Below are 13,535 nucleotides of genomic sequence, written 5' to 3' on the forward strand. Positions count from 1 at the left end.
GCGCGCTGTTCGGCGGCGGTGGGGGCGGGGGCGCCTTCGCCGACCTGGCCCGGGTGGACCGCGCACCGGCCGGGCAGCCGCCACCCACGGTGCGCAACGGCGTGCCCACCTGCCCCCGGCACGGTGTCCGGCTCGGCGACGCCGGGCCGCGGCCGCGTACCGCGGTGCTGGCGGTGCGGATCGGTGGGCTGGTCCGGCGGCGGTTCGTGCTCACCGAGACCCAGCCGGTGCTGGTGGGGCGGGCACCGGACGCCACCGGCGGCGTCGTGCTCGGCCAGTGGCTCAACGACGAGGCGCGCCGTTGGATCAGCCGCAACCACGTCCGGTTCGAGCTGCGGGTCGGTGAGGTGATCGTGACGGACACCAGCACCAACGGCTCGGGCGTGCGGCCGGGCGGCTCGATGGCCGAGCCGGACCGGATCGCGCTGGCCCCGCAGCAGTCCCGGGTGCTGGGCGAGGGCGACCTCGTCGAGCTCTACCCGGGCGTGCAGATCGGCCGCGCCGACGAGGTGACCAGCGACGCGAAGTTCAGCCCGACCTCGGTGATGGCCGAGGCGCCGACCATGGCGATGCGGCTGCCGCGTCCCTGACGCGACGCGGAAGGGCGCCGGGACCGTCGTTGGTCCCGGCGCCCCTTCCTCAGGTACGCGGATCAGCCGGCCAGCACGGCGGCGAGCTGCGCCACCGCGTGGTCGATCTCCTCCTCGGTGATCACCAGCGGCGGGGCGAGCCGGATGGTCGAGCCGTGGGTGTCCTTGGCCAGGACGCCCCGCTCCATCAGCCGCTCGCAGGCCTCCCGGCCGGTCATCAGCGCCGGGTCGATGTCCAGCCCGGCCCACAGGCCCCGGCCCCGGACCGCGACCAGGCCCTTGCCGACCAGCCCGCGCAGGCCGGCGTGCAGCCGCTCGCCCAGCTCGGCCGAGCGGCGCTGGAACTCGCCGGTGGCCAGCAGCCGGACCACCTCGGTGGCGACCGCGCAGGCCAGCGGGTTGCCGCCGAAGGTCGAGCCGTGCTGGCCCGGCTTGAGCACCCCGAGCACGTCGGCGTTCGCGGCCACCGCCGAGACCGGCACGATGCCGCCGCCGAGCGCCTTGCCCAGCAGGTACATGTCCGGGACGACGCCCTCGTGCTCGCAGGCGAAGGTGGCGCCGGTACGGCCCAGGCCCGACTGGATCTCGTCGGCGATGAAGAGCACGTTCCGGTCGGTGCAGACCTGGCGGACGCCCGGCAGGTAGCCCTCCGGCGGCACCACGACGCCCTGCTCGCCCTGGATCGGCTCGAGCAGCACGGCCACGGTGTTCTCGTCGATCGCTGCGGTCAGTGCGGCCAGGTCGCCGTAGGGGACCACGGTGAAGCCCGGCGTGTACGGCCCGAAGTCGGCGCGCGCGTCCTCGTCGGTGGAGAAGCTGACGATGGTGGTGGTCCGGCCGTGGAAGTTCCCCTCGGCGACCACGATGTTGGCCTGGCCCGGGGTCACGCCCTTGACCTGGTAGCCCCACTTGCGGGCGACCTTGATGCCGGTCTCCACCGCCTCGGCGCCGGTGTTCATCGGCAGCACCAGGTCCTTGCCGCAGAGCGCGGCCAGCTCGCGGCAGAAGTCGGCGAACTGGTCGTGGATGAACGCGCGGCTGGTCAGGGTGAGCCGGTCGAGCTGCGCGTGCGCGGCCTCGATCAGCTTCGGGTGCCGGTGGCCGAAGTTCAGCGCCGAGTAGCCGGCCAGGCAGTCCAGGTAGCGCCGGCCGTCCACGTCGGTCAGCCAGGAGCCCTCGGCCGACGAGATCACCACGGGCAGCGGGTGGTAGTTGTGCGCCGTGTGACGCTCCGCGTCCCGTACCGCGGAGGGCGTCCGCAGCATGTCGTCGATGATCACTTGATCGCCTTTCCCTGACGGAGTCGCAACGTGCAGCACTTCGGTCCGCCGCCGGCCTTGCGCAGCTCGGACAGGTCGACACCGATGGTCTCGTAGCCCCGGTCGCGCAGCTTCGCGGCCAGGTCGGTGGCCTGCGCGGGCAGCACCACGTGCCGCCCGTCGCTGACCGCGTTCAGCCCCAGCACCTCGGCGTCGGCCATGGTGGCGTGGACCGCGTCCGGGAAGAGCCGGCGCAGCACCGCCCGGCTGCCCGGGGAGAACGCCTCCGGCAGGTACGCCACGGTCCGCTCGTCGAGCACGGTCAGCGCGGTGTCCAGGTGGTAGAAGCGCGCGTCCACCAGCTGCATGGTGATCACCGGGTAGCCGAAGACCTCCTGGAGCTGCGCGTGCGAGGCGTGCGCGGTGCGGAACCCGGTGCCGGCGAGCAGGTGGTCGCCGGCCAGCAGGACGTCGCCCTCACCCTCGTTGACGTGCTTCGGGTCGTACATCTCGAAGCCGGCGGCCTCGAACCAGGCCCGGTAGGCGGGCGCCTCGTCGGCGCGCTGCGGGTCGCGGAACTGCACCGCCATGGCCTTGCCGTCGATCACCGTGCCGCCGTTGGCCGCGAAGACCATGTCCGGCAGGCCGACGACCGGGTCGATCAGCTCGACCTCGTGGCCCAGGTCGAGGTAGGTCTGGCGGAGCCGCTCCCACTGCCGGATCGCCAGGTCGGCGTCGACCGGGGCGGTGGGGTCCATCCACGGGTTGATCGCGTAGTCGACGGCGAAGTACGTCGGCCGGCACATCAAGAAGCGCTGGCGGGTGGCGTCCATCGTCATGTCGTGCTCCCAGAGGTCGGGCGCGCCCGGCCACCGTGGCCCACGGGCTGGCGCCGTGGTCCAACGGTATGCGGCCCGGGCCGACGACATCCACCGTGAGAAGTTGCGTACGGCGTCAGATCGTTGCGTCTGGGTCAGCTCTCCCGGCGGATCGTTGCGTTTGCGCGCTCAGCAGCACTCGACCCCCAGGTGCACCCGCCGGTGCCCCGGGCGCTCGATCTCGTCGAGCAGGGCCAGCGCCAGGTCGGCGTACGTGATCCGACTCGCGGCCCGGGCCGGGGCGAACCGGTACCGACCCGCGGGCGTCCCGCCGTGGTCGAAGTCACCGGCCGGGCTGAGCACCAGCCAGTCGACGTCCGCGCCCTCCCGGCGCAGCACCTCGGCCCCGGCCGCGTGCCCCAGGTAGAAGTACCGGTACTCCCGCGGGTAGTCCGGCGTGTCCATGAGCGGCGCGCCGTCCGCGGTCGGGAGCACCGAGGCCAGCCCGACCACCACCAGCCGGCCCACCCCGGCCCGACGCGACCCGGCGAGCGTGGCCCGGGCCGCCGCCGGGAAGAAGACGTCCGGCGGCGCGGCCAGGTCGGCGGCGGCGTGCACCGCCGCGTCGTGCCCGGCCATCAGGCCGGCGACCCGGTCGGCGTCGGTGACGTCACCTGCGGTCACCCGCACCCCGCTGTCGGCCGTCAGGTCCGGGTGGCGGGCCGGGTCGCGGACCACGGCGGTCACCTCGTGGCCCCGGTCGCGTGCCGCCCCCACCGTTGCCCGGCCGGCCCGGCCACCGGCCCCGAAGACGATGATCCTGCTCATCGACGTACCTCTCCTCGTCGTCCGGCCGGCGCGGTCGCCGGCCGTCCGCGCGGACGCTATCCGGCGGCCCGGTTTCCACCCGGATACCGACTACGGTGGGCGGATGGCCGCGCCGCTGGACCCCGAGATGTTCGACGAGCTCTGCCCCTCGGACCTGTCGCCGATCCGGTTCGGGGACAAGTGGGCCGGCATGGTGGTCCGCTGCCTGGAGGACGGGCCCCGCCGCTTCTCCGAACTGCGGGTGCCGCTGCGCGGCGTCACCGCAAAGGTGCTCACCCGGTCGCTGCGCCGGCTCGAAGCCGACGGGCTGGTCCGGCGGGCCGTGCTGGCCGGGCGGGTCGAGTACGCGCTCACCCCGCTGGGGCGCAGCCTGCTCGGCCCGATGGACGTCGCCTGCGCCTGGGCCCGGGAGCACTGGGAGGAGCTGCTCGACGCCCGCGAGGGCGTGGTCACGGCCGCCGACTGACCCCGGACACACTTCGGGGGCGGCGAACCGCCGCCCCCGAAAGAGGTGTGCCCGGCTGGTGAACCACCAGAGCTGATCGGGCGTGCCGGCGCTGCGCCGGCGACCGGGAAACTGCCCGTCAGAAGAGACCCGCAAACTGTGAGTCGAGCCACTCCCGGAACCGGCCCACCCACTCGCCGTCGGTGGTCGGCCAGTCGAACTGGCCGGTCATCGCCACGATGCCCAGCACCACGGCGGCGAGGCCGACGACCACGCCGATCAGCGCGTCGGTCTTGCCGGCCACGTGCCGGCGCCGGGTGGCGATCAGTCCGAGCACGGCCAGCACCGCGCCGACCGCGCCGAGGCCGATGCCGTAGCCGGCGAGGGTGCCGGAGAGCACGAAGAGCGCGCCGACCACCGAGACGATCAGGCCGAGGGTGGCGAGCAGGCTGGCCCGGGGCCGTTTTGTGGTGACCGGCTCGACCCGCTCCACCGCCGGGTCCCGGTCGGCCGGCCGGTCCGGCCGGCCGTCCCCGTCCAGGTCGACGGTGCGCTCCAGGGTCGGGCCCGGGTCGACCGTCGCTCGGGTGCGCCGGCCGTCCGGGCCGGTGGGGCGGGCGGTGGCGGCCCGCGCCGCCGCGGCCCGGTCCGCCGCACGCCGCTCCGCCTCGGTCGCGCGCTCGTCGTCGGTCGCCGTGGCGGCACTCCGGTACGTGGTCCGCTCGTCGTCGCGGTCGGTGACCACCGGCCGGTCGTCCACCCGGTCGGCGGTGCGGTCGCGCGCGTCGACCACCCCGTCGCCGTTCACGTCTTCGGTTCGCGCCGGGTCGTTCCGGCGGGACAGAATCTTCACTGGGACACCTCCTGATCTCCGGCGCGGAGACCGCGCATGACAGTGAGGAGGTACCCCGCGGCGGACAGGTCGACACCCGTCGACGCCCGCTCCTGCATGGTCGGCGTCGTACGGGCCGGCGGGCTACCGTTGCCGCCGTGCCAGAGGGACACACCATCCACCGCCTGGCGGCCCGGCACGCCGAGCTCTTCGCCGGCGACAAGGTGCACGCCGCCAGCCCGCAGGGCCGCTTCGCCGAGGGCGCGGCCCGGCTCACCGGCACCGTCCTGGACGGCACCGAGGCGTACGGCAAGCACCTGCTGCACCACTACGCCGGCGAGCTGACCCTGCACGTCCACCTCGGGCTCTACGGCAAGGTCACCGACGGCCCGGGCGAGCCGCCGCCCCCGGTCGGGCAGGTTCGGCTGCGGCTGAACAGTGACCGGCACTGGCTGGACCTGCGCGGGCCGACCGCGTGCGAGCTGCTCACCCCGCCCGAGGTGGCCGCGCTGCGCGACCGGCTCGGCCAGGACCCGTTGCGCGCCGACGCCGACCCCGAGCGGGCGTACGCCCGGATCCGGCGCAGCGCCACCCCGCTGGCCGCGCTGCTGCTGGACCAGTCCGTGGTGGCCGGCACCGGCCTGATCTTCGTGGTGGAGGCGCTGTTCCGGGCCGGGCTGCCGCCGCTGCTGCCCGGACGGGAGCTCACCCCGGCCGGCTGGGCGGAACTCTGGGCCGACCTGGTGGCGCTGATGACCGTCGCCGTCGAGCGGGGCCGGATCGACACCGTGCGGGACGACCACCTGCCGGAGGCCATGGGGCGGGCGCCGCGGGTCGACCGGCACGGCGGCGAGGTGTACGTCTACCGCCGCCCCGGCGCGCCCTGCCACGTCTGCGGCACCGAGGTCAGCCGCGGCGGGCTGGCCGGCCGCAACCTCTACTGGTGCGCCACCTGCCAGGCACGCTGACCGGCGGCGCCCTCGGCTGACCGGGCCGGGGCCGAGCGCGGCCCGGTCAGCCGACGGCGCGAAGGGTGCCGTGGCGGCGGTGCCGGAGCCGCTCGACGGCCTGCGCGGTCGCCTCGTCGGCGGGCAGCAGGACGACCAGTTCCTGGGCGTCGGCGCTCGGCAGTTCCAGCTTCTCCCGGTGCCAGCGCAGCTCGCCCGCGACGGGATGGCCGAGCCGCAGCGGCACCTGCGGCGGCGGCAGGTGCTGGCGGAGCCGTCGGGTGAACTCCGGCCCGGCGACGGGGGCGAGCTGGACCCGGAACCACTCGGAGCTCTCCGCGGACGGCCCGAGCCACAGGTCGAAGGCCCGCTCGTCGGCCACCTGGTCCCAGTCGGGGAAGACCGTCCGGGCCCGCGGATCGGTGAACACGTAGCGGGTCAGGTTCGGAGGGTCGGCGTCGAGCAGCCCGATCCCGGCCATCACCAGCTCGAACCCGCCCGTGTGGGCGAGCACGTCGCCGAGCCGGTTGGTGACGAACGCGACCCCGGGTTCGAGCAGCCGGAGGGTCTCCCGCACGGTGGGCCGGACCTCGCGGTTCGGTGGGGCCGGCGGCCGGTGGCCGGGGCAGGCCCCTCCGGTGATCTTCGCGAGGTAGCGCAGGTGGTCGCGCTCCCCGGCGTCGAGGCTCAGGCCGTCCGCGAGGGCGTGCAGCACCGCGTGCGAGGGGTTGCGGTCCCGGCCCTGCTCGATGCGGGTCAGGTACTCCACGCTGATCCCCGAGCGGGTGGCCACCTCCGCCCGGGTCAGGCCGGGGGAGCGGCGCCGGCCCCGGTCGGCCAGCCCGAAGGACTCCGGCTGGAGGCTGTCGCGCTTGGCGCGGACGAAGTCGCCCAGTGGCGTACCCATGGGTGGAAGTCTAGGGCCGGTTCCGGCCACCCCGGCCGGCGTAGCGTGGCCCTGCGGGGGCCAGCCTGCGCCCGGTCTGGTTGCCGCCGCCGCGGCGGCGGACCGTGGAGCGCATGAACGAGAAGCACAGGTTGGTCATCGTCATCGGAAGCGTCCGCGAGGGCCGGTTCGGGCCGGTCGTCGCCTCCTGGGTCGCCGAGCGGGCGCGCGAGCACGGCGGGTTCGACGTCGACGTCGTCGACCTCGCCGAGGTGGAGATCCCGCTCGCGCTGCCGGCGGAGTCACCGAAGTTCGCGGGTGACGCGTACCCGCGCCCGGCGGCCATGGCGCCGCTCACCGCCGCGCTGGGCGACGCGGACGCCTTCCGTGGCGTGACCGGTCCCCCGGACCGGTCACGCCAGGCCGGCCGGCCCGCGGACCTGGCGTGGACCTGTCACGCCATGTCGAGCAGCCGGCGGACCGTCTCGACCTGGTGCGGGAAGACCTCGTCCTCGCCGATGCTCCAGGCCAGCGTGTGCACGACCGCCCACCCGCGCACCCGGTCCCGGTCCAGGCCCAGCTCGGCGCTGAGCCGGTCCAGCCGGTGCCGGAGCGCGGCGGGGGAGTCCCCCAGCTCGGGGCCGCGCACCAGCGGCACAGCCCCGAACTCCCGCTCGCCGACCAGCGGCTTCGGGTCGATGACCAGCCACGGCTCGCGGGTGGCCGCCAGCACGTTGCCGGCGTGCAGGTCCTGGTTGACCAGCACCTGCTCGCCCTGGCTGGGCACCAGCCCGGCGAGCAGCCCGAGCGCGGCGTCCAGCAGCCGCCGCTCGAACGGCCGGTTCAGCCGCTCCCACTTGGCCGGCAGCCGCTCGGCCCAGCCGGCCGCCTCCTCGGCCAGCGGGGTGAACGGCGGGCCGGCCGGCACCCAGACCCGGGGCAGCAGCCCGACCGCCACGTCGAGCGCCGCCTCGGGCGGCAGCCGGTGCAGCGGGGTGCCGGGGACGCAGCGCTCGACCAGCAGGGCGCGGCGCTCGGCGTCGTGGGCCAGCAGCCGGATCGCGCCCCGGCCGGCCCAGTGCGCCAGCGCGGTCGCCTCGTGCACGCTGTCGTCGTCCGGGTACTGGAGCTTCAGCACCGCAGGGGTGCCGTCCGGCAGCTCCGCGGGCATGGCAAGCGACGCGAAGGCGTACGCGAAGGGCGGCCCGACCCGCAGCTCCCAGCGCTCGACGCACTCGGCCAGCCGGTCCGGCAGGGTGGCCAGCCACGCCCGGCCGGCCGGATTCCGCTCGGTCCAGCGCAGCCTCTCGGGGATCTCCATCCGGCCATCCTGGGTTCCGGTGGCGGTCGCGTACAACCGTTTCCGCCGCGATGCCGTCTGGAACAGCGAACCCCAGGGAGGTGACCGGATGCCGGATCGATCTGCGGACCGGGCGGGCGGAGGTACTGAAGGCTCCGCCCCCGGACCGGAGCCGTTCAGCGCAGCCGGCGGATGTCGCCGTACGCCCGGTAGAAGCCGCCCCGCCCGGCCTCCCGGACCTCGGTGACCAGGTAGCGTGCCCCCGGCTCGCGGATGCCCTTGGGGAACTGCACGGACCAGTCCCGGCGGTAGCCGTCGGAGAGCACGTGGACGCGCATCCGGCCGCCCTGGTCGACGCACTGCACCACCACGCCGGACCGGTCGTCGGTGGTCACCTCGACGCTGGTCCAGGCGGCCGGCTCGGGCAGCCGGGCCGGGGCCTTCACGTCGACCACCTCCGGCACGTTGCCCGCCTCGGCCGCCCGGATCGCCGGCTCGCTGGCGTCGACGCAGGCCAGGTAGCCGCCGGTGGTCACCACGTAGAGCCGCTCCTCGTGGTACTGCATCGAGTACGCCGAGCCGCAGCCGGTGCCGAGCTTCCACAGCCGGTTGCCGGCCTCGTCGAAGCAGTAGATCGAGGAGGCGCTGTCGCCGGCGAAGACGTACCGGCCGCCCTCGGCCGTGGCGCAGGAGAAGACCGCGGCGTCGCACCGGTAGGTCCGCTCGGCCCGCCCGTCCTTGCGCAGCCGCACCACCTCGCGGGTGCCGGTGCCGGCGAAGACGGCGTCGCGCTCCTGCCAGCCGAACAGCACCGCCCCGGTGCGGGTGTGCCACAGCTCCCGCCCGGTCCGCCAGTCGTAGCCGGTGACGCCCAGGGAGTGACCGTGGTAGAGGGCGTCGGTGTCGCAGCGCACCATCCAGGCGGAGCGACCCCGGCCCGGCCGGCGCCAGAGGAACTCGTCCTCGTGGTCGACCGCGGCGATGCCGCCCTCGCGGTCGGAGACGCCCAGTACGCCGTCGTGGATGTCCAGCCAGTAGATGTCGATGTCGGGGGCGATCGCGTACGCCACCCGGGGCACCTTGCCGGAGAGGTCGTAGACGTTGCCGTCGTCGCAGCCCGCGTAGATCCAGGCGTCGTCGGCGACGATGCACTTCACCCCGTCGGGGAGCCGGACCTGGTGGAGCACCCGGGCGTCGTGGTCGAGCGTGGTGATCACGCCGTGCTCGTTGCCCACCATGCAGGTCTGCCCGTCGATGAAGATGCCGAACGCGGGCGCGCCGGAGGCGTAGCGCCAGAGGACCGGGGCGGTGCGGGCGGTGGAGCGGGTGCTGACGATCTGCCGGCGGGAGACCGCCCGCTTCTGGCGTACGCCGGGCACCGCCGGCGCGTACCCCTTGCGGACCTTCTCGCCGATCTTCTTGGCGGCGGCGGCCCGGGCGCGGGCGTTGTCCGGGAAGCTGCTGATCTTCACCTGGCCCTGGTCGCCGATCCGGCCGTAGCGCACGCTCATCGTGGTGCCGTCGACCACGATCTCGTAGAACTTGTGTGCTCCTCCGTCCACTTCGGACAGTTCGAGGTAGGTCGTCTCCTGCGACATGGGGGTGCCTCCGAGGGGAAGTGCCGGATCCGGCAACGCGACAGCGCGCACAAGGTAACCGCGCCCCCCGACAAAGAGCTTCGGGTGCATCTGTTGTCGCTGGAACGACAACAGACGCACCCGCAACGGCTTCAGGGATGCCAGCCGGCCGCGGTCAGGGCGGCGCGGAGTTGCGCCACCACCTCGTCCGGGCGGTGACGGACGTCGAAGGCGGTGAAGCGAAGTATCCGGTCGCCCTCGATCCAGACCCGGTTCTGGCGACGCAGGTCCGCCGCCCAGTGCCGGACGTCCATGTGGTGCGCGCCGTCCACCTCGACGTGCAACCGCCAGCGCGGCCAGTAGGCGTCCAGGTAGTGCTGCCGGCCGTCGGCGTCCCGCTGGCGCGCCTGCCCGTCCGGTGCCGGCAGGCCGTGCCGGCGGCAGAGCCGGACCAGGTCGATCTCGGACAGGGCCGCGGCGCCGCCGGCCACGTCGCGCAGCGTCTCCCGGATCAGGCCGCGCCGCCGCGCGCGGGGCATCCGCTCCAGCACCGCGCCGATCTCCGCCGGGGTCGTCCGCCGCTGCTGGCAGCCAGCCGCGACGATCTCCTGCGCCTCCTCGTCGGTACGCGCCCACTGTGCCGCGTCCACCAGGGAGCGCGCCATGGTCGTCCGGTCCGGCCGGCCCCGCTGGTGGTCGGCCGCGGCGAACTGGCGCACCCGGCGCACCCGTACCGCCGGCAGGCCCAGCGGGAGCCGTCGCAGCAGGTCGGGCGCCCGCCGCTGGTGGGGCACCAGTACGTCCACCACCTCGTACCGCCAGTTGCCCCGCAGGCCGCCGGCACGGGCGGACGCCAGCCCGGCGAGCACCGCCCCCTCGCCCGCCGCCAGCACCGCGACCCACCACTGCTGGTCCCGGCTGAACGGGCCGTCCGGGGCGGCTCGGAGCACCCCGCGACACACCCGTTGCCAACGACCGCTGGCCAGCAGGTGCCGCACCTTCGCCGGGGTCAGTTCGGCGACCGCCTGCGCCCAGGTGAGCACCCCCGACTGGGCGAACAGCACCCACTCCAGTCCCGACGCGTCGTCTCCCGGCACTCGCACCGGTCGATCCCACCGCGCTTCGGGTGCGTTTCTTGTCGCCCGGCGACAACAACCGCACCCGAAACCCGACAGGTGTCAGCGGCCGGAGTGGGTCAGGGCGTCAACGGCCTTGCGGGCGGCGATCAGCACCGGGTCCCAGACCGGGGCGTACGGCGGCGCGTAGCCCAGGTCGAGCGCGGTCATCTCGTCCACCGTCATGTGGTTCCACAGTGCCACGGCCAGCGCGTCGATCCGCTTGGCCGCCTCGGACCAGCCGACGATCTGCGCGCCCAGCAGCCGGCCGCTGGGCCGCTCGGCGATCAGCTTCACGGTCATCGGCCGGGCGCCCGGGTAGTAGCCGGCCCGGTTGGTCGACTCGGCCAGCACGGTGACGAACTCGAAGCCGGCCGCGGTGGCGTCCCGCTCGCGCAGGCCGGTCCGCCCCACCTCCAGGTCGCAGACCTTGGTCACCGCCGTGCCGATCACGCCGGGGAAGGTCGCGTACCCGCCGCCGATGTTGATCCCGGCGACCCGGCCCTGCTTGTTGGCGTGGGTGCCGAGCGGGATGTGCACGGGCATGCCGCTGACCCGGTGCAGGCTCTCCACGCAGTCGCCGGCCGCCCAGACGCCGGGCACCCCGGGCACCCGCATCCGCCGGTCGACGCGGATCGCCCCGGACGGGCCGACGGGCAGGCCGGCGGCCTCGCCGAGCGCGGTGTTGGGGCGTACGCCCAGACCCAGCACCACGACGTCGGCCGGGATCGGTCCCTCGCCGGTGACCACCGCGGCGATCCGGCCGTCCCGCTCTTCGAGGCCGGTGACCGTGAGGCCGGCGCGGATGCCGATGCCGGTGCCGCGCATCGCCTCGGCCACCAGCTCGCCCATGTCCGGGTCCACCGTGGACATCGGCTGGTCGGCCTGCTCGACCAGGTCGACCGAGAGCCCGTGGTGCAGCAGCGCCTCGGCCATCTCGACCCCGATGTAGCCGCCGCCGACCACCACGGCACGCCGGGGGCGGGGCTCGCGCTCCAGCCAGTCCAGCAGGGCGGTGCCGTCGTCGAGGGTCTGCATGCCGAACACCCCGGCCACCCCGGCGCGGGACCAGTCGGGCTGGATCGGGCGCGCACCGGTGGCGTACACCAGCGTGTCGAAGCCGGCGCGGACCTCGCCGCCGCCCTCCAGATCCCGGGCGACCACCTCGCGGCGGTCGAGGTCGATGGCGGTGACCTCGTGCCGCAGCCGGACGTCGATGTCGAACTCGTCGCGGAAGGTGGCCGGGTCGCGGGCGATGAGCTGGTCCCGTTCCGGCACCACCCCGCCGATCCAGAAGGGGATGCCGCAGGCCGAGTAGGACGTGAAGTGACCCCGTTCGAAGGTCACGATCTCCAGGTCGTCCCGGTCGCGGCGGCGCCGGGCCTGGGACGCCGCCGCCATTCCGGCGGCGTCCCCGCCGACGACGACCATCCGCTCCGCCACGACGCCCATCCTGTCACGGGCGACGCGCTGGCGGGGGCGCTCAGCCCCGGGTCTGCCGGGCCACGTCCGCGACCACGTCCACCAGCTCTCCGGTACGCGCGAACACCGCCCGCTGCCGGGCCGCGCCGCTGCCGTGCCGGCGCAGCCCGCCCAGCAGGTCGGTCACCTGGTCGAGGTCGCCGTGCCGTGCCAGTTCCGGACGGACCCGCTCGACCAGCCCGTCGAGCAGTTCCCAGGCCGGGCGCAGCTCGCCGTCGGTGAGGTCGACGCCCTCGCCCTCCAGCCCGTCGTGGGCTGCCCGCCAGTGCGCGGCGACCAGCAGGTGGTGGTCGGTGTTGACGGCCGGCCGTCCCTCGGCGATCTCCGTCATGGCGGTCGCCACCAGGGCCCGGACCAGGGCGGCGACCAGCACCGCGTCGTCCACCGATGGGCAGACGTCACCGATCCGGATCTCCACGGTCGGGTACTTGGCGGAGAGCCGGGCGTACCAGTAGAGCATCCCCTCGTCGAGCATCACGCCGCTGGCGATGAGCTGCCGGATGAGCCGTTCGTAGTGCTCGTGCGAGTCGAGCCAGGGGGTGGGCGCCACCGAGGGCCAGTGCTCCCACTCGACCGAGCGCCAGCTCGCGTAGCCGGTGTCCGCGCCCTTGGCGAACGGGGAGTTGGCGGTGACCGCCTGCAGGATGGGCAGCCAGGGCCGGACGTGGTTGAGCACCCGCACCCCCGTGTCGGCGTCCGGGATGCCGACGTGCACGTGCATGCCGTTGTTGCCCGGCCCGGGCACCAGCAGCCGGAACCGCTCGATCATCCGGTCGAAGCGGGGCTTGTCCACCACCGGCGGCACCGGCCCGTCCACCGGCCCGGTGCCGATGGCCAGCAGCCGGACGCCGGCCCGCTCGGCGGCGGCGGCCAACTCGGCGCGGAGCATCGCCAGCGAGTGCCGGATGGAGGACAGTTCCAGCCCGGGCGGGCTGCCGATCTCGATCTGGCTGGTCTGGAACTCCCGCTCCACCTGGCCCCGCAGTTCGGCCGGCACCTGCTCCATGACGAGGTCGACGGCGGGCACGGCGGCCCCGGTGTGCGGGTCGACGAGCAGGAACTCCTCCTCCACGCCGACCGTCAGCAGGTCCGTCCCGCCCGGTGCGGCGCTCCGTTCCCGCTCCGCCACTGACCCGCTCATCGACACCACCGTCCGCTCCGTACCGCCGCGGCACCGTGCCGCCCGGTCGACGCCCTGTTACCCACCGTGTCGGCGCGGGGAAACGCGCCGGACGGCGTGTCGCCGGGCACGCGCCGCGATCGGGTCCGCGGACGTGACAACGGGTTCTAGGGTGGTCGTGTGGCAGGGATGCTGATGACCGGGACGTGGGCGTACGCCCTCGCCCTGCTCGCGGACCGCCCGGCCGGCCTGCTCGCGGGCGCGGCGGTGGCCGCCGCGCTGCTGCTCGCCACGCTGCTCGCGCTGCGGGTCCGGGCGCTGCCCACGCCGCGCGGT

General features: G+C 74.8%; 12 protein-coding genes and 1 pseudogene. 3 read left to right on the forward strand and 10 right to left on the reverse strand.

Going from position 1 to position 13,535, the window contains the following annotated elements; all coding sequences use genetic code 11:
- Positions 1–590, forward strand: a pseudogene (locus tag B0E53_RS24090) (FHA domain-containing protein); the annotation flags it as partial.
- A 62-nt stretch (positions 591–652) separates the two neighbouring features.
- Here B0E53_RS24090 and rocD read toward each other — a convergent pair.
- From rocD to B0E53_RS24105, 3 genes are all read right to left on the reverse strand, one after another.
- Positions 653–1,867, reverse strand: coding sequence for an ornithine--oxo-acid transaminase (gene rocD, locus B0E53_RS24095; RefSeq protein ID WP_187399754.1), 1,215 nt, complete (start codon positions 1,865–1,867; stop codon positions 653–655).
- Positions 1,867–2,682: a dimethylargininase gene (ddaH, locus tag B0E53_RS24100; protein WP_210406192.1), complete on the reverse strand. Its 816-nt coding sequence runs from the start codon at positions 2,680–2,682 to the stop codon at positions 1,867–1,869. Before ddaH ends, rocD begins: the two co-directional genes overlap by 1 nt.
- A 174-nt stretch (positions 2,683–2,856) precedes the next feature.
- Positions 2,857–3,495 carry an NAD(P)H-binding protein gene (locus B0E53_RS24105; RefSeq protein ID WP_107078140.1) on the reverse strand — a complete coding sequence of 213 codons (639 nt, stop codon included), beginning with the start codon at positions 3,493–3,495 and terminating at the stop codon, positions 2,857–2,859.
- 103 nt (positions 3,496–3,598) lie between these two features.
- Between B0E53_RS24105 and B0E53_RS24110 the strand changes: the two genes are divergently transcribed.
- On the forward strand, positions 3,599–3,961 hold the full coding sequence (locus B0E53_RS24110) for a helix-turn-helix domain-containing protein (protein WP_107078148.1): 363 nt from the start codon (positions 3,599–3,601) through the stop codon (positions 3,959–3,961).
- Positions 3,962–4,079: 118 nt separating this feature from the next.
- Here the strand turns inward: B0E53_RS24110 and B0E53_RS24115 are convergent, their stop codons facing one another.
- Positions 4,080–4,793 carry a thrombospondin gene (locus B0E53_RS24115; RefSeq protein ID WP_107078141.1) on the reverse strand — a complete coding sequence of 238 codons (714 nt, stop codon included), beginning with the start codon at positions 4,791–4,793 and terminating at the stop codon, positions 4,080–4,082.
- Between the two features lie 137 nt (positions 4,794–4,930).
- On the opposite strand from B0E53_RS24115, the gene B0E53_RS24120 reads away from it, so the two are divergent.
- The gene (locus B0E53_RS24120; protein ID WP_107078142.1) at positions 4,931–5,740 is read left to right on the forward strand and encodes a DNA-formamidopyrimidine glycosylase family protein; all 810 of its coding nucleotides are present in this window, start codon (positions 4,931–4,933) and stop codon (positions 5,738–5,740) included.
- A gap of 46 nt (positions 5,741–5,786) precedes the next feature.
- On the opposite strand, the gene B0E53_RS24125 is transcribed toward B0E53_RS24120, so the two are convergent.
- The 6 genes from B0E53_RS24125 to B0E53_RS24155 all read right to left on the reverse strand — a co-directional run bounded on the left by B0E53_RS24125 (position 5,787) and on the right by B0E53_RS24155 (position 13,229).
- Positions 5,787–6,626 (reverse strand): helix-turn-helix transcriptional regulator, encoded by an 840-nt coding sequence (locus B0E53_RS24125; RefSeq protein WP_107078143.1) that lies wholly within the window; start codon positions 6,624–6,626, stop codon positions 5,787–5,789.
- A gap of 433 nt (positions 6,627–7,059) precedes the next feature.
- Positions 7,060–7,926, reverse strand: coding sequence for an aminoglycoside phosphotransferase family protein (locus B0E53_RS24135; RefSeq protein WP_107078144.1), 867 nt, complete (start codon positions 7,924–7,926; stop codon positions 7,060–7,062).
- Between the two features lie 155 nt (positions 7,927–8,081).
- A complete protein-coding gene (locus B0E53_RS24140) occupies positions 8,082–9,503 on the reverse strand; it encodes a WGR domain-containing protein (RefSeq protein ID WP_107078145.1) in 1,422 nt (473 codons plus the stop codon).
- Between the two features lie 131 nt (positions 9,504–9,634).
- Positions 9,635–10,585 (reverse strand): DUF559 domain-containing protein, encoded by a 951-nt coding sequence (locus B0E53_RS24145; RefSeq protein WP_107078146.1) that lies wholly within the window; start codon positions 10,583–10,585, stop codon positions 9,635–9,637.
- A 75-nt stretch (positions 10,586–10,660) separates the two neighbouring features.
- Positions 10,661–12,040, reverse strand: coding sequence for an FAD-dependent oxidoreductase (locus tag B0E53_RS24150; RefSeq protein WP_107078149.1), 1,380 nt, complete (start codon positions 12,038–12,040; stop codon positions 10,661–10,663).
- Between the two features lie 40 nt (positions 12,041–12,080).
- Positions 12,081–13,229, reverse strand: a complete 1,149-nt coding sequence (locus tag B0E53_RS24155) for a glutamate--cysteine ligase (protein ID WP_107078147.1) — start codon at positions 13,227–13,229, stop codon at positions 12,081–12,083.
- Between the last annotated feature and the right edge of the window lie 306 nt (positions 13,230–13,535).

It is taken from the genome of Micromonospora sp. MH33 (assembly GCF_003013775.1).
Lineage (GTDB): Bacteria > Actinomycetota > Actinomycetes > Mycobacteriales > Micromonosporaceae > Micromonospora > Micromonospora fulviviridis.

Bases quoted from the DNA above. Each gene is read 5' to 3' on its own strand.
- B0E53_RS24110 (WP_107078148.1), top strand. From the start codon at position 3,599: ATGGCCGCGCCGCTGGACCCCGAGATGTTCGACGAGCTCTGCCCCTCG.
- B0E53_RS24125 (WP_107078143.1), bottom strand. From the start codon at position 6,626: ATGGGTACGCCACTGGGCGACTTCGTCCGCGCCAAGCGCGACAGCCTC.
- B0E53_RS24105 (WP_107078140.1), bottom strand. From the start codon at position 3,495: ATGAGCAGGATCATCGTCTTCGGGGCCGGTGGCCGGGCCGGCCGGGCA.
- ddaH (WP_210406192.1), bottom strand. From the start codon at position 2,682: ATGGACGCCACCCGCCAGCGCTTCTTGATGTGCCGGCCGACGTACTTC.
- B0E53_RS24135 (WP_107078144.1), bottom strand. From the start codon at position 7,926: ATGGAGATCCCCGAGAGGCTGCGCTGGACCGAGCGGAATCCGGCCGGC.
- B0E53_RS24140 (WP_107078145.1), bottom strand. From the start codon at position 9,503: ATGTCGCAGGAGACGACCTACCTCGAACTGTCCGAAGTGGACGGAGGA.